The sequence below is a fragment of the Pseudomonas sp. GYB4201 genome (genome assembly GCF_056312595.1).
Genome location: NZ_JBWGIG010000012.1, coordinates 17760 through 41016, shown reverse-complemented (window position 1 = coordinate 41016; position 23257 = coordinate 17760). Strand labels below are relative to the sequence as shown.

The window sequence follows — 23257 nt, the reverse complement described above, 5'->3', positions numbered from 1 at the left end:
GGTGTCTTCATGCCAGACACTTCCCAGCCACACCAGAACCACCTCCTTGCCGCCCTGCCCCCCGAGGCGCTGGCGCGCCTGCGCCCGCACCTGAAACGGGTGGAATTGCCGCTGGGCAAGGTGCTGTACGAATCGGGCGATGCCTTGCGGCAGGTGTACTTCCCCAGCAACGCCATTGTCTCGCTGCTGTACGTGATGGAAAACGGCGCCTCGGCGGAGATCTCGGTGGTGGGCAACGAAGGCCTGGTCGGCGTGGCGGTGTTCATGGGCGGCGAAAGCACCCCCAGCCGCGCCATCGTGCAGAGCGCCGGCCAAGCCTGGCGCCTGCCGGCGCAAAGGCTGAAAGACGAATTCAACCGCCACGGCGACATGCTGTTGCTGATGCTGCGCTACACCCAGGCGCTGATCACGCAGATGGCGCAGACCGCCGTGTGCAACCGCCACCACGCCATCGACCAGCAATTGTGCCGCTGGCTGCTGCTGTCCCTCGACCGCCTGCAGGGCAACGAACTGACCATGACCCAGGAACTGATCGCCAACATGCTCGGCGTGCGCCGCGAAGGCGTCACCGACGCTGCTGGCAAGCTGCAGCGCCTGGGCGTGATCGAGTACAGCCGCGGGCACATCAAGGTGCTCGACCGTGCGCGCCTGGAGCAACTGAGCTGCGAATGCTACGCAGTGGTACGCAAGGAAACCGAGCGCCTGCTCCCGTACCTGCCGTGAAAACAACTGTCTTGAAACCGCGTTGCCGGTATCGCGACTAAAGTCGGCTCCTACGCCGTGCGTGGTAGGAGCCGGCCTTGGCCGCGATGCAGACGACGCGATCGGCGGGGGGGGGGCGCGTCCCTGTAGCAGCTGCCGAAGGCGGCGTCCGGGTTCTCCCCGCTGTGCCGGGGAAAATCACGGCGCCCCGGACGCAGCCTGCGGCAGCTGCTAGGGGTATGATGGGGGCTTGTCCAGCCTGTTTCGGTTTTTGCCATGAACATCAGCATTCTCTATGCCCTGGCCGCCGCCGCGCTGTTCGGCGCCAGCACGCCGCTGGCCAAGTGCCTTGGCCTGTCCATTCACCCGGTGCTGCTGGCTGGCCTGCTGTACCTGGGCAGCGGCGTCGGCCTGCTGGCCGTGCGGCTGCTGCGCGACAAGGGCTGGCAGCGCCCGCGCCTGGCGCCCGGCGAGTGGCCGTGGCTGCTGGGCGCCATCGGCTTTGGCGGGGTGCTGGGGCCGGTGGCGCTGATGCTGGCGCTGACGCGCACCCCGGCGGCCAGCGCCTCGCTGCTGCTGAACCTGGAGTCGGTGCTGACCGCGCTGCTGGCCTGGGTGGTGTTCAAGGAAAACGCCGACCGCCGCATCGTGCTGGGCATGGCGGTGATCGTCGCCGGCGGCGTGGTCCTGGCGTGGCCCGGCGCCGGCCTGCAGCTGCACAGCCTGCTGGGCCCGCTGGGCGTGGCGGCGGCGTGCCTGTGCTGGGCCATCGACAACAACCTGACGCGCAAGGTATCCGCCTCGGACGCGCTGTTTTTGGCCGGCATCAAGGGCCTGGTGGCGGGCGCGGTGAACACCGCCCTGGCGCTGCTGCTGGGCGCGCAGCTACCGGGCCTGGCGTTGCTGGCGCCCACTTTGCTGGTGGGCCTGCTGGGCTATGGCGTCAGCCTGGTGCTGTTCGTACTGGCCCTGCGCGGGCTGGGCTCGGCGCGCACCGGGGCGTATTTCTCCACGGCGCCGTTCCTGGGCGCGGCCATCGCCCTGCTGGTGCTCGGTGAGCCGGTCACTGCCAGTTTCTGGCTGGCGGCGGCGCTGATGGCCGTGGGCGTGTGGATTCACCTCACCGAACACCACGCCCACGAACACCAGCACGAGCCGATGGCCCATACCCACCCCCACGTGCACGACGAGCACCACCAGCACAGCCATGATTTCGCCTGGGACGGCGTCGAGCCCCACGTGCACCCGCACCAGCACCAGCCGTTGCGCCACAGCCACGCGCACTTCCCCGACATCCACCACCGCCACGATCACCCGTAGCAGTCGCCCACCAGTTTGTGGAAGATCGTGGTGGCGCACAGGCCGCCGGCTGGCCACAGGGCGTAGGCGGGCACCTGCCCGGTCAGCTGCCAGCCCAGCCGTTGGTACAGGCGCTCGCCGTCGCCGCCGGTGGCCGTGTCCAGCACCAGGACGCTCTTGCCTTCGTCGATAGCTGCACGCTCCGCCGCCTCCATCAGCGCCTGCCCCACGCCCAGCCGGCGGCCACGGCGGTGCACCAGCAGCTTGGCGATGTCGGCGCGGTGCGGCTGGTTCTCCGGCTGGGCCAGCACCACCTGCACCGTGCCCAGCAGCTGCCCGCCTGCGTCCTCGGCCACCAGCAAGGCCCGCTCGCCCGCGTCGACGCTGGCGCGCAGGCCCTGCCAGAACGCCTCGGCACGCGCCTGCGACAAGGGCAACATGAAGCTCACCGAGGCGCCGCCTTCGACGCAGTCGATGAGAATGTCGGCGAGCTGCACGCAGGTGGCGTCGTCGAGGTGGGTGAGGCGTTTGATGTGCATAAGGCTCTCCTTAGCGGCGACTGTCAGTGACGATGATCACGGCGTAGCGCGCCGGCTCGCCGTGGGGGTTGTGAAAGCGGGTCGGCTTGTCCAGGGGAAACGCCAGACAGTCGCCGGTTTCAAGCTGGTAGAGCTGCTCGCCCACCTGAATGTCCATGCGCCCGGCCAGCAGCCACACCTGCTGGTCCACCCGCACATCACGAGTGGAGGTTTCATAGGCCACCGACGCGCCAGCCGGAAATTCCACCTCCACCAGTTGGATGGGCGACTGCGCGCCGCTGGGCGAGACGTTGCGGCGGATGTAGCCTGATTGCGGGTCGCGCCATTGCAGTTGGTCGGCGGCGCGCAGCAGTTGCCCTGCCTCTTCGGCAGGTGCTTCGAACAAGGCGGACAGCGGCACGCCCAAGGCGGTGGCGAGCTTCTCCAGGACCACGGCGGTAGGGCTGCTCTGGCCGCGCTCGATCAGGGAAATCATCGAGCGGCTGACGGCGCTCTTGTCCGCCAGGGCTTCCAGCGACAAATGCAGGGATTTGCGCAAGGTGCTGATGCGGGTGGCGATGCGGGTGTTGATGTCCATGCGGAAGGCCATGACGGTGGTGTAACCACATCATCCATCATGATGGAATTACCAGTCAACATATTGGATACCACTCCAGGAACAACGGACGCCGCGTGGAAACCGGCTACGCTGAATCTCTCGTCCTGTCGCGTGTTCGAGGTGTGTCATGGCACGTATCCACCCGCTCCCCCTCCTCGCCCTGGTGCTGCTGACGGCCTGCGCCGGCCCCGGGCAACCGCCCATCAAACCTGTCTCCGCTGCCGCCACGCCGCTGACTGACGCGCAAGTGCGCCAGACCCTGATCGGCAACAAGCTGACCAACATCGGCACCTCCGGGCGCCCGTACTCGTTGAGCTTCCGTGGCGATGGCACGGAGATCTTCCAGATGGGCGGCGACACCCCGGTCACCGAACACTGGACCGTGCAGGACGGGGTAATCACCTTCACCTCGCCCAACCAGCCGGTGGAACGCTACCGCCTGCTGCAGGACAAGGATGACTACTGGCTGGTGGACCCGCAGACCGGTGCAGTGCATTACCACTACTCGCTGGCCCCGCAGTAACGCGGCGTCAACCGTTCGGCGCAATGGATCCCAGATGTGCACGGGCTCATCTAGGCTTTGATTTGTCCCGAAAAAATGGTTTTCGGGCTATCGAAGAGGGTGTGCCATGAACAACAGGACTCTCGCCGCCGCCTCACTGCTTGCCCTGCTGGCCGGTTGCGCCAGCAGCTCCAACCACGAACCGCCCCCCGTGCCGCCGGGCGCGGTGACCCTCAACGATGGGCAGGTGCGCGATACCCTGGTAGGCAAGAAGTTCTATGGCACCACCCGCATGGGCTACCCCTACTCGCTGGCCTTCGCCGCCGATGGCACCGACGTGTTCAGCATGAGCACCGAGCAACCGGTGGCCGAAAAATGGACGCTGAACAACGGCACCGTGTGCCTGATCATGAAGGACTACCCCACCGAATGCAGCCAGGTGAAAATGGCCGAAGGCGCCTACTGGTTCGTCGACCCGAACACCGGCAAGGTCAATTCCTGGCTGAGGCTGAACCCGTAGCCTGGCGACGCTCGCGATGCGGCCCCTCAAGGAGAACCCGTTGAAGAAAAGCGAGCTCCCGGTCAAGACCTGTGTGGTCTGCGGCCGGCCGTTCAGCTGGCGCAAGAAGTGGGCGCGCTGCTGGGACGAGGTGCGCTACTGCTCGGAGCGCTGCCGCCGCCACACACCACCGCCCCCGTAGCAGCGGCCGCCAGGCCGCGTCACGGCCGCCACTACTCCTGCATCAGGCCTCTGGATTCAACGTCGCGCTGTCGATGACGAAGCGGTACTTCACATCGCCCTTGAGCATGCGCTCGTAGGCCTGGTTGATCTCGTCGGCGCGGATCAGTTCGATGTCGGCGGTGATGCCGTGCTCGGCGCAAAAATCGAGCATCTCCTGGGTTTCAGGAATACCACCGATCATCGAGCCGGCCAGGGTGCGGCGCTTCATGATCATGTTGAAGACGTTGGGCGAGGCATGCGGCGAGGCCGGGGCGCCCACCAGGGTCATGGCGCCGTCACGCTTGAGCAGCACCAGGAAGGCGTCGAGATCGTGTGGCGCGGCCACGGTGTTGATGATCAGGTCGAAGCTCTTGCCGTGGGCGGCCATCTGCGCGGCGTCGCGGGACACCACCACTTCGTCGGCGCCCAGGGCCTTGGCAGCCTCGCGCTTGGACTCGGACGTGGTGAAGGCCACCACGTGGGCGCCCATGGCGTGGGCCAGCTTGATGCCCATGTGGCCCAGGCCACCAATGCCGACGATGCCGACCTTCTTGCCAGGGCCGGCCTGCCAGTGGCGCAGCGGCGAATAGGTGGTGATGCCGGCGCACAGCAGCGGCGCGACGGCGGCCAGCTGGCTGGCCGGGTGCCGCACGTGCAGCACGTAGCGCTCATGCACGACGATGCTTTCCGAGTAACCGCCCAAGGTCCAGCCCGGCGCGTCGGGGGTGGGGAAGTTGTAGGTGCCGATCATGCCGTCGCAGTAGTTTTCCAGGCCCTCCTCACAGTCCTGGCAGTGGCGGCAGCTGTCCACCAGGCAGCCGACGCCCACCAGGTCACCGACCTTGAATCCGCTGACGTGGCCGCCCACGGCGCGCACACGGCCGACGATCTCGTGGCCAGGCACGCAAGGAAATTGGGTGCCTTCCCACTCCGCGCGGGCCTGGTGCAGGTCCGAATGGCAGACGCCGCAGAAGGCGATGTCGATGGCGACGTCGTGGGCGCCAGGCTCGCGACGGTGGATTTGCAGGGGTTCAAGCGGCTTGTCGCCCGCGTGGGCGCCGTAGGCGTGTACTGGCATGACAGGGTTCCATTGATAGTGGCTGGCGGTAGCCAGCGCTCGCCCCCATGATCAACGTTGGTGCCGGTGCACCGTTAGAGCAATCCGGTTGAATGCTTGCCTGATCCTGCGAGCGGCCGCCGCGCGTGGAACTCCAGCGTGAAACCCCGTTCTAGACGCTGCTGAAACCATTTCGCTATCATTGGCGGTTTTCCCTGTTGCCAGCCCTGAAGAACGGAGCGACGCATGACCATCCAGCAATCACCGGGGCTTGTGCTGCCCGCGCGCGCCGCCGCCAAAATGGAGGCCGCCATGGCGGTGGGCAGTTTTGCCATCGGCACCGGCGAGTTCGCCATCATGGGCCTGATGCCCGACATCGCCACTAACCTGCACCTCAGTGAACCGCAGGTGGGCCACGCCATCAGCGCCTACGCCCTTGGCGTGATGGTGGGCGCGCCGCTGCTGGCGATCCTTGGCGCCAAGCTGTTGCGCAAGCACCTGCTGATGCTGCTGATGGTGCTGTACGCGGTCGGCAACCTGGCCACGGCCTTCACCCCCACGTTCGCCAGCCTGGTAGCGTTCCGCTTCATCAGCGGCCTGCCCCACGGCGCCTATTTCGGCATTGCCGCGGTGGTGGCGTCGAGCATGGTGCCGGCCAACAAGCGCGCCGGCGCCGTGGCGCGAGTAATGATGGGCCTGACCCTGGCGATGTTGCTGGGCAACCCCATCGCCACCTTCCTGGGGCAGTTCTTCGGCTGGCGCTCGGCGTTCGCCCTGGTGGGCGCCATTGCCATCACCACCATCGCCCTGATCTGGCGCTTCGTGCCGGACCGCCATGACGAGCCGCGCAGCGACCCGCGCAAGGAAATGCGCGCGTTCAAGCAGCCGCAGATCTGGATGGCACTGAGCATCGGTGCCATCGGTTTCGCCGGCATGTTCTGCGTGTTCAGCTACCTGGCGCCGACCATGCTCGACGTCACCCGCGTGAAGCCGGAGTGGATCCCCTTCGGCCTGGCGGCGTTCGGCGTGGGCGGCATCATCGGCAACATTGCCGGCGGCAAACTGTTCGACCGCCTGGGCTTCCGCGCCGTGGGGCTGCTGCTGGTGTGGTCGATGGCTGTGCTGCTGTTGTTCCCCGTGGCCGCCGGTTCCCTGGCCGGGGTGATGCTGGGCATCGGCCTGGTGGGCACCATGGTGGCCCTGGCGTCGCCGCTGCAGATCCGCCTGATGGACATCGCCCACGAGGCCCCAAGCCTTGCGGCGGCCTCCAACCACGCAGCCTTCAACCTCGCAAACGCCCTGGGCCCATGGCTGGGCGGCATAGCCATTACCGCAGGGCTGGGCTGGACCAGCACCGGCTACATCGGCGCGGCGACGGCGCTGGTGGGGTTGGGGCTGTACCTGGTGGCGCGGCGGATGAAGGGTGGGGAGTGATCGTTGCTGTAGCCGCGGCCGCCAGGCCGCGTCACGGCCAGCGAGCTTAACCTGAGGCCACGCAGGACGCCGCCTGACGGCAGCTGCTACAGTTGGATTTTTTTCCAGGTAGGCCGCTGACTCATCATGCTGGATACGTTGATCGAGCTGTTGCAGGGCCTCAGCGCACTGGACGATTACGCGCACATGGAAGCCGCCCCGGCCTGGATCCGCCGGTGTCGGACGCTGATCCGCGTGGCGTTCGTGCTGTGCGTGCTGCCGGCAGGCGTGGTGGCGCTGGTGTGGCTGCTGGGCTGGCTTCACGGGCTGGGCGCCACGGGATGGAAGGTGCTGGGGGCGATCGCCGTGATCCAGCTGCTGGGCATACTGGCCCTGCTGCACCGCCGCCGATCCCCACCCCCGTAGCAGCGGCCGTCAGGCCGCGTCAAAGCCTGGCACACCGCGGTGTGCCGTGACGCGGCCTAAGGGCCGCTGCTACAGTGGGCGCGTTTTTTTCCTGGGAATCGTTTCTGGCATGCCGGTGGTTGCTCGCTTCACCGCTTTTCTCGACCAGGCCCGCCGCGCCGTAGCGCTGGTGTGGAGCACTTCGCGCCCGCTGTTTGCCGGGCTGGTGCTGGCCACGCTGGCGGCGGGCATGCTGCCGGCGCTGGCGGCGTGGATTGGCCAGCGCATCGTCGATGCCGTGCTGGCGGCCATGCAGTTGCACGCCAGTAGCGGCCAGGCGCCGCTGTGGCCGGTGCTGCGCTATGTGCTGGCCGAGGCCGGCGTGCTGGGCCTGCTGGCGGCGGCGCAGCGTGGGCTGTCGGTGCAGCAGGCGCTGCTGCGGGTGCAGCTGGGGCAGAAGGTCAACCTGCTGATTCTGGAAAAGGCCCAGACCCTGTCGCTGCTGCAATTCGAAGACTCGGCCTTCTACGACAAGCTGGTGCGCGTGCGCCGCGACGCCTCCACGCGGCCGCTGGGCCTGGTGACCAAGGGCCTGGGACTGGTGCAGAACCTGATCTCGCTGATCAGCTTCGCGGTGCTGCTGGTGCACTTCTCGCCCTGGGCGCTGGCGATCCTGGTGCTGGGCGCGCTGCCGGTGTTCTTTGCCGAGGCGCACTTTTCCGGTGACGCCTTCCGCCTGTTCAAGCGCCGCGCGCCCGAAACCCGCCAGCAAGGCTACCTGGAAGCCCTGCTGTCCCAGGAAGCGCACACCAAGGAGGTCAAGCTGTTCGGCTTGGCGCCGCTGCTGCTGCAGCGCTACCGCGACAACTTCACCCGCCTGTACGCCGAGGACCGCCGCCTGACCCTGCGCCGCGACGGCTGGGGCTTCGCCCTGGGCCTGCTGGGCACCGCGGCGTTCTACCTGGCCTACGCCTGGGTGGTGCTGGACACGGTCAACGGCCAGACCACCCTGGGCCAGATGACCATGTACCTGGTGCTGTTCAAGCAGGGTCAAAGCGCCATCAGCGCCAGCCTGGGCGCCATCGCCGGCCTGTACGAGGACGGCCTGTACCTGTCCGACCTGTACGAATACCTGGGCCACCCGGTTACCCCCGCGCGCGGCACCCTCACCCACGGCATCAAGCCCGGCGACGGCCTGCGCTGCGAACAGCTGGGCTTCCGCTACCCCGGCGCCAGTCGCGATACGCTCAGCGGCATCAACCTGCACCTGGCGCCGGGCCGCAGCCTGGCGCTGGTGGGCGAGAACGGCTCGGGCAAGACCACCCTGATCAAGCTGCTGACCCGCCTCTACACCCCGGACCACGGACGTATCCTGCTGGACGGCAGCGACCTGCAGGACTGGGACGAACACGCCCTGCACCAGCGCATCGGGGTGATTTTCCAGGACTACATCCGCTACCAGATGACCGTGGGCGAGAACCTCGGCGTGGGCGACGTGCGCGCCTTCGGTGACCAGGGCCGCTGGCGCGATGCCGCGGCGCAGGGCATTGCCGCTGATTTCATCGAACAGCTGCAGCACGGCTACGCCACCCAGTTGGGCCGCTGGTTCGTTGGCGGCCAGGAGCTGTCGGGCGGGCAATGGCAGAAGGTCGCGCTGTCGCGCGCCTACATGCGCCGGGACGCCGATATCCTGATTCTCGACGAACCCACCGCCGCCCTGGATGCCGGCGCCGAGGCCGCGGTGTTCGAGCATTTTCGCGAGTACGCGCGCGGGCGCATGACGCTGCTGATCTCGCACCGTTTCTCCAGCGTGCGCAGCGCCGACCACATCGTGGTGCTGGACCAGGGCCGGGTGCTGGAAGAAGGCAACCACCCGCAGCTGATGGCCGCCGGTGGGCGCTATGCGCAGCTGTTCGACCTGCAGGCCCAGGGCTACCGCTAGCCCCCGTTGCAATAAGGCGGCGTGATTGCTTCAATGACGCCCCCGCCCTTCGCTAAGGCTTGTCATGATCGAACTGAACCAGGTCACCGCCTACCAACAGGAAAACCGCGTCTTCGACCAGCTGTCGCTGCACATCGGCGACCGCGAGCGCGTGGCCATCCTGGGCCCCAACGGCGCCGGCAAGAGCACGCTGCTCAAGCTGATCAACCGCGAGATCTACCCGGTGGAGCGCCCTGGCAGCTTCCTGCGCCTGTTCGGTCACGAGACCTTCAACCTGTGGGACCTGCGCGCCAAGATCGGCTTCGTGTCCCAGGACATGCAGGAAGACTACACCCCCTACACCTCGGCGCTGGACGTGGTGATTTCCGGCTTCTTCGGCGCCATGGGCACCCACGCCCACCTGCAACCCAATGCCGAGCAAATCGCCCACGCCCGCGAACTGCTGGGCCAGCTGGGCATGCAGATCGACGAACAGCGCATGTTCCAGCGCCTGTCCACCGGGCAGAAACGCCGCCTGCTGCTGGCCCGCGCCCTGGTGCACAACCCGCGCGCCTTGATCCTCGACGAACCCACCGCCGGCCTCGACATGGGCGCCAGCCTCAGCCTGCTGAGCCTGATGCGCGAGTTCTGCCACGACGACCGGGCAATGATCATCACCACCCACCACATCGACGAGATCATCCCCGAGATCGAGCGCGTGGTGCTGATCAGCCAGGGGCGCATCATCGCCGACGGGCCCAAGGCCCAGGTGCTGACCAGCGAGCAGCTGTCGAACCTGTACCAGACCCAACTGCAGGTCAGCGAGCACGACGGCTGGTACCGCTGCTGGCACGGCTGAACCCTGTCACCTATTCAAGGAGTTGCAATGCACACGTTGCCCATCACTGCCGTGCCGGAGCTGGATTTCGACCTGGAGGCCGCGACACGGCTGGGCCAGGCGCTGGCCGATGACTACCGCGCAGCCACGCCGTTCGCGCACATCGTGCTCGATGATTTCCTGCCCCAGGACCTGATCCAGCGCATCTGCGAGACCTTCCCCGTGGAGGCCACCGCCAACGAGACCCTGTACGAGCGCGGCTACAAGGGCCAGCTCAAGCGCCAGATCAGCCCCAACGAATGCCCGCCGTACCTGCGCTCGGTGTTCGCGGTGTTCAACTCGGCGCCCATGCTCAGCTTCCTCGAACAGATGACCGGCATCGAAGGGCTGATCCCCGACCCGTATTTCGTCGGCGGCGGCCTGCACGAGACCAAGGCAGGCGGCTTCCTGGGCGTGCACTCGGACTTCCGCCTGAACAAGAAGCTCAAGGTGCAGCGGCGCATCAACGCCATCATCTACCTCAACCCCGAGTGGGAAGAGGCCTACGGTGGCCACCTGGAGCTGTGGGACAAGCCCATGCGCACCTGCCTGAAGAAAGTGTTGCCGGTGTACAACCGCTGCGTGATCTTCAACACCGACCCCGACAGCAACCACGGCCACCCCGAGCCGCTGACCTGCCCGCCGGACCGCTCGCGGCGCTCCATCGCCCTGTACTACTACACCGCCGACCTGCCCGAGGCCGACCCCAACCAGCGCCACAAGACCCACTACAAGCCCCGCCCCAAGGACCTGGTGAGCCCGGGCTACTACATCAACAAGTTCTTCAAGAAAAAGCGCTGAGCCTTGTCCAACCCTGTTGCGTAGCCGCTGCCGAAGGCTGCGCTGGCCCTGCGCCCCACTGAAGATCTCCAGGGTTCACACCGACCAGCGCAGCCTGACGGCAGCGGCTACGCTACTGGCATCACAACAACAAGATGCCCGGCCATGAACATCCTCCACGACGAGCGCCTGGACGGTGCCCTGCCGCAGGTCGACAAGCAGGGCCTGATCAACGCGCTGATCGGCGCCCTGCCCGACCTCGACCTGCTGTACCGCAGCGAAGACCTCAAGCCCTACGAATGCGACGGCCTCTCGGCCTACCGCACCACGCCGCTGCTGGTGGCCCTGCCCCGCCACCTTGAGGAGGTACAGACTATCCTGCGCATCTGCCACCAGCGCCACGTGCCGGTGGTGCCCCGTGGCGCCGGCACCGGCCTGTCAGGCGGCGCGCTGCCCCTGGCCCAGGGCGTGCTGCTGGTGCTGGCGCGCTTCAACCAAATCCTGCACATCGACCCGCAGGCACGCACCGCCCGGGTGCAGCCGGGCGTACGCAACCTGGCCATCTCCCAGGCTGCGGCGCCTCATGGCCTGTACTACGCCCCCGACCCGTCGTCGCAGATCGCCTGTTCCATCGGCGGCAACGTCGCCGAAAACGCCGGCGGCGTGCACTGCCTCAAGTACGGCCTGACCGTGCACAACCTGGTCAAGCTTGAGGTGCTGACCGTGGAGGGCCAGCCCCTGACCCTGGGCAGCGACGCCCTGGACAGCCCCGGCTTTGACCTGCTCGCGCTGTTCACCGGCTCCGAAGGCATGCTCGGCGTGGTCACCGAGGTCACCGTGCGCCTGCTGCCCAAACCCCAGGTGGCCAAGGTGCTGCTGGCCGCCTTCGACTCGGTGGAAAACGCCGGGCGCGCCGTGGCCGATATCATCGCCGCCGGCATCATCCCCGGCGGCCTGGAGATGATGGACAACCTGGCCATCCGCGCCGCCGAGGACTTCATCCACGCCGGCTACCCGGTGGACGCCGAGGCGATCCTGCTGTGCGAACTGGACGGCGTCGAAGCCGACGTGCACGAAGACTGCGCGCGCGTGCGCCAGCTGCTGGAAGCGGCCGGCGCCACCGAAGTACGCCAGGCCCTGGACGAGGCCGAGCGCGTGCGCTTCTGGGCCGGGCGCAAGAACGCCTTCCCCGCCGTGGGGCGGCTGTCGCCGGACTACTACTGCATGGACGGCACCATCCCGCGGCGCGAGCTGCCCGCCGTGCTCAAGGGCATCGCCGCGCTGGCGGCCGAGTACCAGCTGCGCGTGGCCAACGTCTTCCACGCCGGCGACGGCAACATGCACCCGTTGATTCTGTTCGACGCCAACCAGCCCGGCGAGCTGGAACGCGCCGAGGCCCTGGGCGGCAGGATCCTGGAGATGTGCGTGGCGGTGGGCGGCAGCATCACCGGCGAGCACGGCGTGGGCCGCGAGAAGATCAACCAGATGTGCGCCCAGTTCAACGCCGACGAACTCACCGTGTTCCACGCCATCAAGGCCGCCTTCGACCCCAGCGGCCTGCTCAACCCCGGCAAGAACATCCCCACCCTGCACCGCTGCGCCGAGTTCGGCGCCATGCACATCCACCACGGCCAGTTGCCGTTCCCGGACCTGGAGCGCTTCTGATGAGCCTGGACACGCTGCTGGACGCCGTGCACCAGGCCATCGCCAGCGCCACGCCGCTGCGCATCCGCGGTGGCGACAGCAAGGCGTTCCTGGGCCGCCCCACCCCGGGCACCCCGCTGGACACCCGCGGGCACCGGGGCATTGTCAGCTACGACCCCACCGAACTGGTGGTCAGCGTGCGCGCCGGTACGCCGCTGCGCGAACTCAACGCGGCGCTGGCGGAAGCCGGGCAGATGCTGCCCTGCGAACCGCCGGACTTCGACGGCCAGGCCACGGTGGGCGGCATGGTCGCTGCCGGCCTCGCCGGGCCACGGCGGCCATGGAGCGGCGCGGTGCGCGATTTCGTCCTCGGCACGCGGGTGATCACCGGCACCGGCAAGCACCTGCGCTTTGGCGGCGAGGTGATGAAAAACGTCGCCGGCTACGACCTGTCGCGCCTGCTGGCCGGCAGTTTCGGCAGCCTGGGGCTGCTCACCGAAGTGTCGCTGAAGGTGCTGCCCAGCCCGCGCTGCTGCGCCAGCCTGACCCTCGACCTGGGGCCCGCCGAAGCCCTGCGCCGGCTGACCGAATGGGGCCAGCAGGCGCTGCCCATCAGCGGCGCCTGCTACCACGGCGAGGTGCTGCACCTGCGCCTGGAGGGCGGCGAAGGCTCGGTGGCGGCGGCCCGCGAACGGCTGGGTTGCAGCGCCGCCGACGCGCAGTTCTGGGTGGACCTGCGCGAGCAGCGCCTGCCATTTTTCCGTGACCCACGACCGCTGTGGCGGCTGTCGTTGCCGTTCAACGTCGGCCTGCTGGAGCTGCCGGGCACGCAGCTGCTCGATTGGGCCGGCGCCCAGCGCTGGCTGAAATCCGACGCCGAGGCCGGGCAGATTCGCGCGGCGGCCAGCGCCCTGGGCGGCCACGCCAGCTGCTTCAGCAGCGGCGCCTGCGACACCCCGTTCCAGCCCCTGGCCCCGGCCCTGCTGCGCTACCACCAGCAACTCAAGGCGCAGCTCGACCCCCACGGCATTTTCAACCCTGGCCGCCTGTACCCGGAGCTCTGACATGCAAACCCACCTCAGCGAACAGGCGCGCCAGCTGCCCCGCGCCGCCGAAGCGGAACAGGTGCTGCGCAGCTGCGTGCACTGCGGTTTCTGCAACGCCACCTGCCCCACCTACCAGTTGCTGGGCGACGAACTGGACGGCCCGCGCGGGCGCATCTACCTGATGAAGGAAATGCTCGAGGGCGCGCCCATCACCGCCGCCACCCAGACCCACCTGGACCGCTGCCTGAGCTGCCGCAACTGCGAAAGCACCTGCCCGTCGGGCGTGGAGTACCACACCCTGCTGGACATCGGCCGCGACTTCATTGAGCAGCAGGTGCCGCGCCCGCTGGGCGAGCGCCTGCTGCGCGGCGGCCTGCGCGCGGTGGTGCCGCACCCGGCGCTGTTCACTGCGCTGACCCGCGCCGGCCAGGTGCTGCGGCCGTGGCTGCCCGGTGGCCTGCAGGCCAAGCTGCCGCGCCAGGCTCGGCCGGCCGGGGTGCGCCCGCCCATCCGCCACCCACGGCGCATGCTGATCCTGGAAGGCTGCGTGCAGCCGGGCTTCTCGCCCAACACCAACGCTGCCACCGCGCGGGTGCTCGACCGCCTGGGTATCAGCCTGCTGCCCGCGCCCCATGCCGGCTGCTGCGGCGCCGTGGACTTCCACGGCAACGCCCAGCACCGCGGCCTGGACCGCGCGCGGCGCAACATCGACGCCTGGTGGCCGGCGGTGCAGGCCGGGGTCGAGGCCATCGTGCAGACGGCCAGCGGCTGCGGTGCCTTCGTCAAGGAATACGGCGTGCTGCTCAAAGACGATGCGCACTACGCCGACAAGGCCCGCCGCGTCAGCGCCCTGGCCCGCGACCTGGTGGAGGTGCTGCGCGACGAACCGCTGGCTGCATTGAACGTGCACGGCGAGCTGCGCCTGGCCTTCCACTGCCCCTGCACCCTGCAGCACGCGCAAAAACTGGGCGGCGCCGTGGAAGGCGTGCTGACGCGCCTGGGCTTCAGCCTCAGCGCGGTGCCCGACGGCCACCTGTGCTGCGGCTCGGCGGGCACCTATTCGCTGACCCAGCCGGCGCTGGCCCGGCAGCTGCGCGACAACCGCCTGGGGGCGCTGGAAAGTGGCCACCCGGACGTCATCGTCACCGCCAACATCGGCTGCCAGACCCACCTCGACGGCGCCGGCCGCACCCCAGTGCGCCACTGGATAGAAATCATCGACGAGTCCCTACCACCCCCGTAGCAGCCGCCGCAGGCGGCGTCCTCCATCCGCGGTGCATCAGGTACACCTCAGCGCCCGGGACGCGGCCTGCGGCCGCTGCTACGGGGTGGGGGTCCGTCTCACGCGGTGCATCAGGTACACCACAGCGGCCACGCGGACGTCAACGTCACCGCCAACATCGGCTGCCAGACCCACCTCGACGGCGCCGGCCGCACCCCGGTGCGCCACTGGATAGAAACTGCTAACCCCGTAGCAGCTGCCGCAGGCGGCGTCCTCCACCCGCGGTGCATCAGGTACACCTCAGCGCCCGGGACGCGGCCTGCGGCCGCTGCTACGGGGTGGGGGGCCGTCTCACGCGGTGCATCAGGTACACCACAGCGGCCACGCGGACGTCATCGTCACCGCCGACATCGGCTGCCAGACCCACCTCGACGGCGCCGGCCGCACCCCGGTGCGCCACTGGATAGAAACTGCTGACGCCGTAGCAGCTGCCGCAGGCGGCGTCCTCCACCCGCGGTGCATCAGGTACACCTCAGCGCCCGGGACGCGGACTTCGGCCGCTGCTACGGGGTGGGGGTCGACAATTGCTGGTGGATCATGGCCAGCGCTTCGGCAACCGAGTGCCGGGCGGTATCTAAGGTGAACGGCGCAGGCTGCCAGGGCTCGTACTCATGGGCCTGCACCGAGGCCCAGCTGGGCGGCACCAGGCCGGGCACATCGACAGTGCGAGCCTGGGCACGGCGCTGGTGCTCGGCAAGGTCCGAACACACCACCTGCACATCCAGCAGCGCCACCCCGGCGGTCACCGCCACGTCGCGCCACGCCTGGCGGCTCTCGGCCACCGGGTTGACGCAGTCCACCACCACCCGGTTGCCCAGCTGCAGGTTGCCCAGCGCCACGGCATTGGCCACCCGGTAGCCATTGGCCCCCACCTCGCAGCCGCCGTAGCGCAGCGCCTGTTCGATGCTGTCGAGGCGCACATACAGCGCGCCCATGTGCCGGGCGAGGGCCTTGGCCAGGGTGGTCTTGCCGGTGGCGGGCAGGCCGCTGAAGACGATGAGCATGGCTTCTCCTTGGTTACCCGGCCGATGCTGCCCGCATACACGACCCGCCGCAAGCACGACCAACGCCTCTTGCATAGGTATAGGGGGTATACCTATACTGCGCGCATTCACATTTCAGGTACCTCCCATGGGCCACATTGCTTCCAACCGCGACGACCTGCTCAAGCGCGTCAAGCGCATCGCCGGGCAGATCCAGGCCATCGAGCGCGCCCTGGAGGGCGACCACGACTGCGCCAAGACCCTGCACCTGGTAGCCGCCACCCGCGGCGCCATCAACGGTTTGATGGACGAGATCATCGAAGACCACGCCCGCGAGCACGTCGCCAACCCGGCCCTCACCGACGCCCAGCGCAACCAGGGCGTGGAAGAGCTGCTGGAAGCCATCCGCCGGTACTCCAAATGAGCGCCGCCCTGCACGGTCACAGCCACGTGTTCCTGGGCTCGGCCCACGCTGAGAACGCCCGCCGCACCCTGTGGGTGGTGGTGCTGACGGTGGTGATGATGGTCGGCGAGATCGCCGCCGGCTACTTCACCGGTTCCATGGCGCTGCTGGCCGACGGCTTTCACATGGCCACCCACGCGGTGGCGCTGGGCATTACCGCGGCGGCCTACGCCTACGCCCAACGCCACGCGCAGAACGCCCGCTTCAGCTTCGGCACCGGCAAGGTCGGCGACCTGGGCGGCTTCGCCTCGGCGCTGATCCTGGGGCTGGTGTCGCTGGGCGTGGCGATCGAGTCGGTGCAGCGCCTGCTGCACCCGGCGGACGTGCAGTTCGGCACCGCCACGCTGATCGCCATTGTCGGCCTGCTGGTGAACGTCGCCAGCGCCCTGCTGCTGGGGCATGGCCACAGCCACGGCCATCACGACCATGATCATGATGACCATCACCACGACCTCCATGCCCATGACAACAACCTCAAGTCCGCCTACGTGCACGTGATCGCCGACGCCTTCACCTCGGTGCTGGCCATCGCCGCCTTGCTGGCCGGCCGCTACCTGGGCTGGGTGTGGCTGGACCCGGTGATCGGCATCGTCGGCGCGCTGGTGATTGCCCGCTGGGCCTGGACCCTGATGGGTGCCACCGCCGCCGTGCTGCTGGACCACACCGACGACCACGTGGCGGAAGAAATCCGCGCGCTGGTGGAGGCGCCCGGTGACGCCACCATCACCGACCTGCACGTGTGGCGCGTCGGCCCTGAAGCGCGCGCGGCGATTGTCAGCGTGGTGGGCCAGGCGGGCGTTTCGGCCGAGGCCATCCGTGAGCGCCTGGCGCCGGTGCATGAGGTCAGCCACCTGACCGTGGAAGTCCAGCGACGGGGTCAGGGTTGATGGCCAAGGAAATCGAAAACCCCTGCACGGCGCTGTGCCAGCTCAGCGGCGACCTGTGCGTGAGTTGCGGGCGCAGCAAGGACGACATCCGCAAATGGAAGCGCATGAAACGCCCGGAAAAGATGGCCGCCGTGCAACGCGCCACCGCACGCCTCAAGGCCCTGAAAAAGAGATAGCCCCGTAGCAGCGGCCAAAGGCCGCGTCCGCGCTCCTCCTGATACACCGCGCTGGCTGGGACGCGGCCTATGGGCCGCTGCTACGCTGTGTGCGTGGTTTCATCAAAGGAGGCAGCCCTTGAGTACTCTGGTTACCGGTGCCACCGGTTTCGTCGGCTCCGCCGTGGCGCGCCGCCTGTTGCAGCAGGGCCATGCCGTGCGGGCGCTGGTGCGGCCGGGGGCCGACCGCGCCAACCTGGCGGGCCTGCCCATCGAGGTGGTGGAAGGCGACCTCACCCGCCCCGACACCCTGGCCCGCGCCTGTGCCGGCTGCGCGGCGTTGTTCCATGTGGCCGCCGACTACCGCCTGTGGGCACCTGACCCCAACGACCTGTACCGCACCAACGTGCAGGGCACCGAGGCGCTGCTGCAGGCCGCCGGCGACGCTGGCGTGGCGCGCATCGTCTACACCAGCAGCGTCGCCACCCTGGGCATCCCGCCCGGCGGCGCCGAGGGCGACGAAAGCACCCCGGTGGCGCTGGCCGACATGATCGGCCACTACAAGCGCTCCAAATTCCTCGCCGAGCAACGGGTGCGCGAGCTGGCCGCCGCCGGCTTGCCGGTGGTCATCGTCAACCCGTCCACGCCCCTGGGCCCGCGGGACATCAAGCCCACCCCCACCGGCCGCATCGTCCGCGACGCCCTGGCCGGGCGGTTGCCCGCCTACGTCGACACCGGCCTGAACCTGGTGCACGTCGACGACGTCGCCCTGGGCCACTGGCTGGCCTTCGAGCACGGCCGGGTGGGCGAGCGCTACGTGCTGGGCGGCAGCAACCTGAGCCTGCGTGAAATGCTCGAACAACTGGCCGCCCTGTGCGGCCGCCAGCCGCCACGCTGGCGCCTGCCCCACGGCGTGGTGCTGCCCATCGCCCACCTGGCCCAGGGCTGGGCGCGGCTCACCGGCACCCAGCCCCTGGCCACCGTGGAAGAGGTGCGCATGGCGCGCAAGCTGATGTACTTCTCCAGCGCCAGGGCCCGCCGCGAACTGGGCTACGCCCCACGGCCGGTGCAGCAGGCGCTGGAAGACGCGGTGCGCTGGTTCAGCCGCGCATGAAACGCCGCGCCAGGCGCGCCAGTTTCGGCACGAACGTGGGCCGCAGCAGCCGCTGGTCGTAGCCGCCCATGCGCCGCCGGTCCTCGGCCAGGCACAGGTCCAGCAAGGCGCCCACGCTCAGGTCCAGGCCGATCTGCTGGTTGCCGGTGAGGGCGAAATTGGCGTCCTGCATCTGCCCGGCGCCATCCAGCCCGCGGGCGATACCGATACGTTCCCACACCAGGAACGCCCACACCCGCGCCACCTTGAACTCGAACGCCAGCCGCTGCCACCACGACAACTGCCGGCGGTACCAGGCCACCCAGTTGGCGAAGAACAGAATATGCCGGGCCTCCTCCTGCACCACCGGCTCGAAGGTATCCACCAGCTCGGCGGGGAAATAGCCGGTGCGCTTGGCCGACTCGAACAGGCCGAAGGCGAAGAAACTGTCGATGCATTCGCTGTAGCCGGTCACCAGCCAACCCCACTGCGGGTCCTTGGGCACCAGGTACTCCGGCTCCGGCGCCAGGGCGATGCCGTAGGCCTCCACCAGTTTGCTCAACACCACCTTGTGCCGCGCCTCCTCGCCGCCGTCCATCACCAACGCCTCGTGCAGCAGCGGGTCGCGGACGGTGTGGGCGTAGGTGTGCACCTGCAATTGCGCGCGGCCTTCGGTTTGCACGGCGATGTCCCAGATGGGCAACGAAGTGATACGGCCCAGGGCTTCGTCGTCCAGCGTTGGCCAGAGCATGACGGCGGGTTTGTAGGGGTTGTGGGTGTCGAGCAGCATGCGGCAGAACAGGCGCTTGTGCGCCTCGGAGCCCACCTTGATCTGCCCAGGCTCGCTGCTGCGCCAGTGGCGCATGGCGTGGTCGGCTGCGTCGATGACGGCGTCACTGCACATGGTGTCTCCTTCTACGAAGTTCAGTTTTGAAGTCATGAACCATTTGCTGTTGCTGTTGCTGTGCTTTTGCTCCTGCTTTTGCTTTTGATCTGGCTCTTGATCTGGCTCTTGATCTGGCTCTTGATCTTGGCCCCGTTAAGCGCCCGGGCCGACCGGAGGCGTTGATCAAGCGGGCCTCGGCGGAGCCGAGGGAGACGGAACCGGAGGCGCTTCTATTCCGGGCCGTCGTCCGCTTGAGCGACGCCGGAGGGAGGGGACCCGTAGCGCAGCGGAGGGCCCAAGCAGGGGCGAGCCCTTTTTGCTTCCTTTTTGGGGCGACTGCCAAAAAGGGAGTCGCCGTAAGGGCGAAACGGTCGGTGGTATCCCCGCGAAAATGGATATGTTCGAAATCGCCGAAGCGGGATTCGAAAGCCCTATGTATATCCAGCAATTAGGGTGATGCCACTTCACCTTTCCGGCCTTACGCCGGCTCACTTTTTGTCAAACGCCACAAAAAGTAAGCAAAAAAGGCTTGCCCCTGCTTGGTCCCTCCGGCGTCGCCCAAGCGGACGACGACCCGGAATAGAAGCGCCTCCGGTTCCGTCTTCCTCGGCTCCGCCTCGGACCGCTTGCTCGACGCCTCCAGTCGGCCCTGGCGCTTTACGGGGCATACAATCAAGATCAAAGGCCTCACGGAAGCAAAAGCGGTCCGCGGTGTCAGGGCTGTTGCTGTTGTTGCTGTTGCTGTTGGCGTTGCGGCCGCTGCCGCACCTGCCGCACCTCCACCCAATACCAGGAAACCAACGCCGGCACCCCAAACCCAATCTCCCGCAACCGCTTCACCAACGACAACGCCAGGCTCGCCTCCACCGGCACGCCAATCAAACTGCCAAACAATACCAACCCACCCTCCTGCACCCCCAGCCCCGCCGGCACGATGAAGATCAGGTGCCGCAGCGCCTGGGTCACCGCCTCGATGGCGATGGCGTCCCAGACGCTCACCTCGAACCCCAGCAACCGCAACGCCAGCCACGTCTCCAGGCTGCCCACCACGAACCCCGCCAGCTGCCAGCCGCCGGCCGCCAAAAGCCGCCAGCGCGGGGCGCCAAGGGCACGGATATCCTGGTCCAGGCGCTGGCCGTTGATCAGTTCAGTGAGCCGCGTGCGGCCACCCAGGATGCGTTCCGCCACGCTTTCCAGGCGCGCGAAGAGCTGCCCGTGACGCACCAGCCAGAACAGCCCCAGGGGCAACGGCAGGCTGGCGAGCAAGGCGAACAACAGCGAATCCAGCGCCCCCACCTGACGGGTGATGGCGATCAGCAACACCACCCCCAGGGCGGTGAACAGGTACTGGTTGACCAGGGTCAGCAGCACTTCGAGGACGATGCTGGCAGTGGCCGCTGCGCCGTCGACGCCGCGCCACTTCACCAGGCGGATGCCGACGATCTCACCGCCAATGTTGGCCACCGGCAGCAGCCGGTTGAAGGCCTCGCGGATGGCCGCGATCCACAGCAGCACCGCCACCCCGGCGCGGCCTTCGGGGTCGCGCGGGGCCAGCAGCACGCGCCAGCCGAGCACGTCCAGCCACAGTGGCACGAGGTGAAACGGCAGCAGCCACAGCAGCGCCCAGCCGGCGTGCTGGACGGCGGCGAGGATGGCGCCCATGTCCTGGTGCAGCACCAGGGCGATCACCGCGATCAGCCCCAGCAGCCCGGCCGGCCAGGTCCAGCGGTTCATGGTTGCAGGGCCGCCGGGTCGCCGAAGCCGTTGCACAGCCGGCAGTGGTGATCGACGGCCTGGCGCACCCGCGGCGACAGCAGCGCGGCCAGTTCGTCGGCGTGGCGGTAGCTGCCCATGGCCGGGGTCAGGCCGCCATGCACCGCCGGGTGCAGGTACAACTCGGACAGGCCGCCGGGCAGCCGGGCCAGGGCGTCCAGCAGCACGCCTTCGTCCATGGCGCCGCTGTGGCGCAGGCCGAACACGTGGTCGTTGCAGGCCACCCCGGCACGCCCCAGGCGCCAGCGCATCAGCGCCAGCCACGGCCGCAGCCAGGGGCCCATGCCCGGCTCGGCCGGCACACGCACGGCGCGCAGGCCGAAGTCGCGGCCGATGCGCAGGATCAGCGTCAGCACCGTGGGGTGCAGGTGGAAGTGCTTGTGGGCGTTGACGTGGTCCAGGCGCAGGCCGGTGGCGGCGAACGCCTGGAACTGCGCACGGATCTCCGCCGCCAGCTGCCGGCGCACCCTGGGCAGGAAGAAAAAGCGCACGCCGGCACCGACCATGTTGCTGCCGAACTGGCCGCTGGCGTCCACCAGGTCGGGGATTTGCGCGGGCGCCAGCACCGCCCTGCCCTCGGCCAGCACCAGGTGCAGGCCCACGGCCAGGCCAGGCAGGCGCCGGGCCCGGGCCACCGCATCGGCCGCCGCCGGCGCCGCCACCATCAGGCTGGCGGCGCGCAGCACGCCCTGGCTGAAACCCTGCTCCACCGCCTGGTTCACCGCCGGGTGCAGGCCGAAATCATCGGCGGTGACGATCAGCCGCGGCCGGGTGTCGGCTGCCATCAAGCCTGGTGCTCACGCAGGAAGCGGAAAAACTCCACGCCCTCGCGCAGCCGGCGCTTGGTCATTTCCCAGCTGCCGAGCATCTCGCGCACGATCTCCCAGATCTTCGAGGGGCGGAAATAGAAACTGCGGTAGAAGGTCTCGATGCCGTGGAAAATGTCTTCGCGCGACAGGTGCGGGTAGCTGATGGAGGCCAGTTGCACGCCCTTGTCGTTGACCAGATGGCCGCCCTCCTCGGGCTGCAGCCAGCCGTTCTCCACGGCCTGGCGGTACAGGGTGGTGCCGGGGTACGGCGCCGCGAGCGACACCTGCACGGTGTGCGGGTTGATCTCCTTGGCGAAGGCGATGGTCTTGGCGATGGTCTCGCGGGTCTCGCCCGGCAGGCCGAGGATGAAGGTGCCGTGCACCTGAATGCCCAGCTGCCGGCAGTTCTCGCTGAAGCGCCGGGCGATGTCCACGCGCAGGCCCTTCTTGATGTTGTGCAGGATCTGGTCGTCGCCCGACTCGAAGCCCACCAGCAGCAGGCGCAGGCCGTTGTCCTTCATGATTTTCAGCGACTCGTAGGGCACGTTGGCCTTGGCGTTGCAGCTCCAGGTCCAGCCCAGCTCATGCAGGCCGCGGGCAATGTCGTGCACCCGGGGCAGGTTGCTGCTGTCGGTGAAGGTGTCGTCGTCGAACATCAGCTCCTTGACCTGGGGCATGTTCTCCTTGATCCACTTCGCCTCGGCGATCACGTTGGCCGCCGAGCGCACCCGGTAGCGGTGGCCGCCGACGGTCTGCGGCCACAGGCAGAAGGTGCATTTGGAGCGGCAGCCACGGCCGGTGTAGATCGATACGTAGGGGTGCTTGAGGTAGCCGATGAAATAGCGCTCGATCTTCAGGTCGCGCTGGTACACCGGGGCCACGAACGGCAGTTCGTCCATGTCCTCGATCATCGCCCGGGGCGGGTTGTGCACCAGCTTGCCGTCGGCGTCGCGCCAGGTGATGCCCGCCACCTGGGCCAGGGGCCGGCCAGCGGCGATCTCCTTGCAGGTGTAGTCGAATTCCTCGCGTGCGACGAAGTCGATGGCGCTGCTGGCGGCCAGCGAATCAGCGGGGTCCACCGCCACCTTGGCGCCCACCAGGCCGATCAGCATGGCCGGGCAGCGTGCTTTGAGCAGCTCGACAAAACGCACGTCAGTGGGAAAGGACGGCGTGCTGGTGTGGATGATCACCAGCTCGAAGGCGGCGGCAATGTCGAGGGTGGCCTCCACCGACAGCTCTTCAACCGGTGCGTCCAGCAGCCGCGCGCCGGGCACCATGGCTGCGGGCTGGGCCAGCCAGGTGGGGTACCAGAAGCTCTTGATTTCACGCCGGGCCTGGTACCGCGAGCCCGCCCCGCCATCGAACCCGTCGAACGACGGTGCCTGCAGAAAAAGCGTCTTCATGGGATTCTCAGCTCCAACG

At 68.2% G+C, this 23257-nt stretch carries 25 protein-coding genes and 1 pseudogene; 18 read left to right on the top strand and 8 right to left on the bottom strand.

The features are described 5' to 3' along the window. Positions 1 to 9: 9 nt before the first annotated feature. Both AC0Z2B_RS13615 and AC0Z2B_RS13610 read left to right on the top strand, forming a co-directional pair. A complete protein-coding gene (locus AC0Z2B_RS13615) occupies positions 10 to 723 on the top strand; it encodes a Crp/Fnr family transcriptional regulator (protein WP_476297257.1) in 714 nt (237 codons plus the stop codon). Positions 724 to 978: 255 nt separating this feature from the next. Then, entirely contained in the window at positions 979 to 2022 is a 1044-nt protein-coding gene (locus AC0Z2B_RS13610; RefSeq protein WP_476297255.1) for a DMT family transporter, read from the top strand. Here AC0Z2B_RS13610 and AC0Z2B_RS13605 read toward each other — a convergent pair. Further along, positions 2013 to 2540 carry a GNAT family N-acetyltransferase gene (locus AC0Z2B_RS13605; protein ID WP_476297253.1) on the bottom strand — a complete coding sequence of 176 codons (528 nt, stop codon included), beginning with the start codon at positions 2538 to 2540 and terminating at the stop codon, positions 2013 to 2015. The genes AC0Z2B_RS13610 and AC0Z2B_RS13605 overlap by 10 nt on opposite strands. A 10-nt stretch (positions 2541 to 2550) precedes the next feature. Next, positions 2551 to 3117 (bottom strand): helix-turn-helix domain-containing protein, encoded by a 567-nt coding sequence (locus AC0Z2B_RS13600; protein WP_476297251.1) that lies wholly within the window; start codon positions 3115 to 3117, stop codon positions 2551 to 2553. A gap of 148 nt (positions 3118 to 3265) precedes the next feature. Here AC0Z2B_RS13600 and AC0Z2B_RS13595 point away from each other — a divergent pair, with 148 nt between their 5' ends. From AC0Z2B_RS13595 to AC0Z2B_RS13585, 3 genes are all read left to right on the top strand, one after another. Next, on the top strand, positions 3266 to 3661 hold the full coding sequence (locus tag AC0Z2B_RS13595; protein WP_416424868.1) for a hypothetical protein: 396 nt from the start codon (positions 3266 to 3268) through the stop codon (positions 3659 to 3661). Between the two features lie 106 nt (positions 3662 to 3767). Next, positions 3768 to 4160: a hypothetical protein gene (locus tag AC0Z2B_RS13590; RefSeq protein WP_476297249.1), complete on the top strand. Its 393-nt coding sequence runs from the start codon at positions 3768 to 3770 to the stop codon at positions 4158 to 4160. 40 nt (positions 4161 to 4200) lie between these two features. Beyond that, a complete protein-coding gene (locus AC0Z2B_RS13585; protein ID WP_476297247.1) occupies positions 4201 to 4341 on the top strand; it encodes a DUF2256 domain-containing protein in 141 nt (46 codons plus the stop codon). A gap of 42 nt (positions 4342 to 4383) precedes the next feature. On the opposite strand, the gene AC0Z2B_RS13580 is transcribed toward AC0Z2B_RS13585, so the two are convergent. Next, positions 4384 to 5439: an NAD(P)-dependent alcohol dehydrogenase gene (locus AC0Z2B_RS13580; RefSeq protein WP_476297245.1), complete on the bottom strand. Its 1056-nt coding sequence runs from the start codon at positions 5437 to 5439 to the stop codon at positions 4384 to 4386. A 225-nt stretch (positions 5440 to 5664) separates the two neighbouring features. On the opposite strand from AC0Z2B_RS13580, the gene AC0Z2B_RS13575 reads away from it, so the two are divergent. From AC0Z2B_RS13575 to AC0Z2B_RS13535, 9 genes and pseudogenes are all read left to right on the top strand, one after another. Next, on the top strand, positions 5665 to 6852 hold the full coding sequence (locus tag AC0Z2B_RS13575; RefSeq protein ID WP_476297243.1) for an MFS transporter: 1188 nt from the start codon (positions 5665 to 5667) through the stop codon (positions 6850 to 6852). 126 nt (positions 6853 to 6978) lie between these two features. Further along, positions 6979 to 7257 (top strand): hypothetical protein, encoded by a 279-nt coding sequence (locus tag AC0Z2B_RS13570; protein ID WP_476297241.1) that lies wholly within the window; start codon positions 6979 to 6981, stop codon positions 7255 to 7257. Between the two features lie 109 nt (positions 7258 to 7366). Continuing rightward, complete coding sequence (locus AC0Z2B_RS13565) at positions 7367 to 9178, top strand: ATP-binding cassette domain-containing protein (RefSeq protein WP_473002727.1); 1812 nt, start codon at positions 7367 to 7369, stop codon at positions 9176 to 9178. A 64-nt stretch (positions 9179 to 9242) separates the two neighbouring features. Next, on the top strand, positions 9243 to 10016 hold the full coding sequence (locus tag AC0Z2B_RS13560) for an ATP-binding cassette domain-containing protein (protein WP_473002728.1): 774 nt from the start codon (positions 9243 to 9245) through the stop codon (positions 10014 to 10016). A gap of 27 nt (positions 10017 to 10043) precedes the next feature. Beyond that, positions 10044 to 10835, top strand: coding sequence for a 2OG-Fe(II) oxygenase (locus AC0Z2B_RS13555; protein WP_416424877.1), 792 nt, complete (start codon positions 10044 to 10046; stop codon positions 10833 to 10835). 144 nt (positions 10836 to 10979) lie between these two features. Then, positions 10980 to 12479, top strand: a complete 1500-nt coding sequence (gene glcD / locus AC0Z2B_RS13550; protein WP_476297239.1) for a glycolate oxidase subunit GlcD — start codon at positions 10980 to 10982, stop codon at positions 12477 to 12479. After that, positions 12479 to 13522 (top strand): glycolate oxidase subunit GlcE, encoded by a 1044-nt coding sequence (glcE, locus tag AC0Z2B_RS13545; RefSeq protein WP_476297237.1) that lies wholly within the window; start codon positions 12479 to 12481, stop codon positions 13520 to 13522. The genes glcD and glcE overlap by 1 nt, the downstream gene beginning before the upstream one ends. A gap of 1 nt (position 13523) precedes the next feature. Further along, positions 13524 to 14747: a glycolate oxidase subunit GlcF gene (glcF, locus tag AC0Z2B_RS13540; RefSeq protein WP_476297235.1), complete on the top strand. Its 1224-nt coding sequence runs from the start codon at positions 13524 to 13526 to the stop codon at positions 14745 to 14747. A gap of 355 nt (positions 14748 to 15102) precedes the next feature. Further along, positions 15103 to 15204, top strand: a pseudogene (locus AC0Z2B_RS13535) (hypothetical protein); the annotation flags it as partial. An 85-nt stretch (positions 15205 to 15289) separates the two neighbouring features. Here AC0Z2B_RS13535 and AC0Z2B_RS13530 read toward each other — a convergent pair. Then, complete coding sequence (locus AC0Z2B_RS13530) at positions 15290 to 15790, bottom strand: P-loop nucleotide/nucleoside kinase family protein (RefSeq protein WP_476297233.1); 501 nt, start codon at positions 15788 to 15790, stop codon at positions 15290 to 15292. Positions 15791 to 15917: 127 nt separating this feature from the next. Between AC0Z2B_RS13530 and AC0Z2B_RS13525 the strand changes: the two genes are divergently transcribed. From AC0Z2B_RS13525 to hpnA, 4 genes are all read left to right on the top strand, one after another. Then, positions 15918 to 16193, top strand: coding sequence for a metal/formaldehyde-sensitive transcriptional repressor (locus AC0Z2B_RS13525; protein WP_416424882.1), 276 nt, complete (start codon positions 15918 to 15920; stop codon positions 16191 to 16193). Then, complete coding sequence (gene dmeF, locus AC0Z2B_RS13520; protein ID WP_476297231.1) at positions 16190 to 17119, top strand: CDF family Co(II)/Ni(II) efflux transporter DmeF; 930 nt, start codon at positions 16190 to 16192, stop codon at positions 17117 to 17119. The genes AC0Z2B_RS13525 and dmeF overlap by 4 nt, the downstream gene beginning before the upstream one ends. Further along, on the top strand, positions 17119 to 17295 hold the full coding sequence (locus AC0Z2B_RS13515; protein WP_475507347.1) for a DUF1289 domain-containing protein: 177 nt from the start codon (positions 17119 to 17121) through the stop codon (positions 17293 to 17295). The genes dmeF and AC0Z2B_RS13515 overlap by 1 nt, the downstream gene beginning before the upstream one ends. Before the next feature lie 118 nt (positions 17296 to 17413). After that, positions 17414 to 18388, top strand: a complete 975-nt coding sequence (hpnA, locus tag AC0Z2B_RS13510) for a hopanoid-associated sugar epimerase (RefSeq protein WP_476297229.1) — start codon at positions 17414 to 17416, stop codon at positions 18386 to 18388. On the opposite strand, the gene AC0Z2B_RS13505 is transcribed toward hpnA, so the two are convergent. The 4 genes from AC0Z2B_RS13505 to hpnJ form a co-directional block, all read right to left on the bottom strand. Further along, positions 18375 to 19271, bottom strand: coding sequence for a ferritin-like domain-containing protein (locus tag AC0Z2B_RS13505; RefSeq protein WP_416424886.1), 897 nt, complete (start codon positions 19269 to 19271; stop codon positions 18375 to 18377). The genes hpnA and AC0Z2B_RS13505 overlap by 14 nt on opposite strands. A gap of 696 nt (positions 19272 to 19967) precedes the next feature. Further along, positions 19968 to 20987, bottom strand: a complete 1020-nt coding sequence (locus AC0Z2B_RS13500; protein WP_476297227.1) for a lysylphosphatidylglycerol synthase domain-containing protein — start codon at positions 20985 to 20987, stop codon at positions 19968 to 19970. Further along, positions 20984 to 21811, bottom strand: coding sequence for a hopanoid biosynthesis-associated protein HpnK (gene hpnK, locus AC0Z2B_RS13495; RefSeq protein WP_416424888.1), 828 nt, complete (start codon positions 21809 to 21811; stop codon positions 20984 to 20986). The genes AC0Z2B_RS13500 and hpnK overlap by 4 nt, the downstream gene beginning before the upstream one ends. After that, a complete protein-coding gene (gene hpnJ / locus AC0Z2B_RS13490) occupies positions 21811 to 23238 on the bottom strand; it encodes a hopanoid biosynthesis associated radical SAM protein HpnJ (RefSeq protein ID WP_473002748.1) in 1428 nt (475 codons plus the stop codon). Before hpnJ ends, hpnK begins: the two co-directional genes overlap by 1 nt. Positions 23239 to 23257 lie beyond the last annotated feature (19 nt).

What these genes read in the sequence shown, in the direction of transcription:
- AC0Z2B_RS13615 (WP_476297257.1), top strand. Translation starts at nt 10, where the DNA reads ATGCCAGACACTTCCCAGCCACACCAGAACCACCTCCTTGCCGCCCTG.
- AC0Z2B_RS13610 (WP_476297255.1), top strand. Translation starts at nt 979, where the DNA reads ATGAACATCAGCATTCTCTATGCCCTGGCCGCCGCCGCGCTGTTCGGC.
- AC0Z2B_RS13605 (WP_476297253.1), bottom strand. Translation starts at nt 2,540, where the DNA reads ATGCACATCAAACGCCTCACCCACCTCGACGACGCCACCTGCGTGCAG.
- AC0Z2B_RS13600 (WP_476297251.1), bottom strand. Translation starts at nt 3,117, where the DNA reads ATGGACATCAACACCCGCATCGCCACCCGCATCAGCACCTTGCGCAAA.
- AC0Z2B_RS13595 (WP_416424868.1), top strand. Translation starts at nt 3,266, where the DNA reads ATGGCACGTATCCACCCGCTCCCCCTCCTCGCCCTGGTGCTGCTGACG.
- AC0Z2B_RS13590 (WP_476297249.1), top strand. Translation starts at nt 3,768, where the DNA reads ATGAACAACAGGACTCTCGCCGCCGCCTCACTGCTTGCCCTGCTGGCC.
- AC0Z2B_RS13580 (WP_476297245.1), bottom strand. Translation starts at nt 5,439, where the DNA reads ATGCCAGTACACGCCTACGGCGCCCACGCGGGCGACAAGCCGCTTGAA.
- AC0Z2B_RS13575 (WP_476297243.1), top strand. Translation starts at nt 5,665, where the DNA reads ATGACCATCCAGCAATCACCGGGGCTTGTGCTGCCCGCGCGCGCCGCC.
- AC0Z2B_RS13570 (WP_476297241.1), top strand. Translation starts at nt 6,979, where the DNA reads ATGCTGGATACGTTGATCGAGCTGTTGCAGGGCCTCAGCGCACTGGAC.
- AC0Z2B_RS13565 (WP_473002727.1), top strand. Translation starts at nt 7,367, where the DNA reads ATGCCGGTGGTTGCTCGCTTCACCGCTTTTCTCGACCAGGCCCGCCGC.
- AC0Z2B_RS13560 (WP_473002728.1), top strand. Translation starts at nt 9,243, where the DNA reads ATGATCGAACTGAACCAGGTCACCGCCTACCAACAGGAAAACCGCGTC.
- AC0Z2B_RS13555 (WP_416424877.1), top strand. Translation starts at nt 10,044, where the DNA reads ATGCACACGTTGCCCATCACTGCCGTGCCGGAGCTGGATTTCGACCTG.
- glcD (WP_476297239.1), top strand. Translation starts at nt 10,980, where the DNA reads ATGAACATCCTCCACGACGAGCGCCTGGACGGTGCCCTGCCGCAGGTC.
- glcE (WP_476297237.1), top strand. Translation starts at nt 12,479, where the DNA reads ATGAGCCTGGACACGCTGCTGGACGCCGTGCACCAGGCCATCGCCAGC.
- glcF (WP_476297235.1), top strand. Translation starts at nt 13,524, where the DNA reads ATGCAAACCCACCTCAGCGAACAGGCGCGCCAGCTGCCCCGCGCCGCC.
- AC0Z2B_RS13530 (WP_476297233.1), bottom strand. Translation starts at nt 15,790, where the DNA reads ATGCTCATCGTCTTCAGCGGCCTGCCCGCCACCGGCAAGACCACCCTG.
- AC0Z2B_RS13525 (WP_416424882.1), top strand. Translation starts at nt 15,918, where the DNA reads ATGGGCCACATTGCTTCCAACCGCGACGACCTGCTCAAGCGCGTCAAG.
- dmeF (WP_476297231.1), top strand. Translation starts at nt 16,190, where the DNA reads ATGAGCGCCGCCCTGCACGGTCACAGCCACGTGTTCCTGGGCTCGGCC.
- AC0Z2B_RS13515 (WP_475507347.1), top strand. Translation starts at nt 17,119, where the DNA reads ATGGCCAAGGAAATCGAAAACCCCTGCACGGCGCTGTGCCAGCTCAGC.
- AC0Z2B_RS13505 (WP_416424886.1), bottom strand. Translation starts at nt 19,271, where the DNA reads ATGTGCAGTGACGCCGTCATCGACGCAGCCGACCACGCCATGCGCCAC.
- AC0Z2B_RS13500 (WP_476297227.1), bottom strand. Translation starts at nt 20,987, where the DNA reads ATGAACCGCTGGACCTGGCCGGCCGGGCTGCTGGGGCTGATCGCGGTG.
- hpnK (WP_416424888.1), bottom strand. Translation starts at nt 21,811, where the DNA reads ATGGCAGCCGACACCCGGCCGCGGCTGATCGTCACCGCCGATGATTTC.
- hpnJ (WP_473002748.1), bottom strand. Translation starts at nt 23,238, where the DNA reads ATGAAGACGCTTTTTCTGCAGGCACCGTCGTTCGACGGGTTCGATGGC.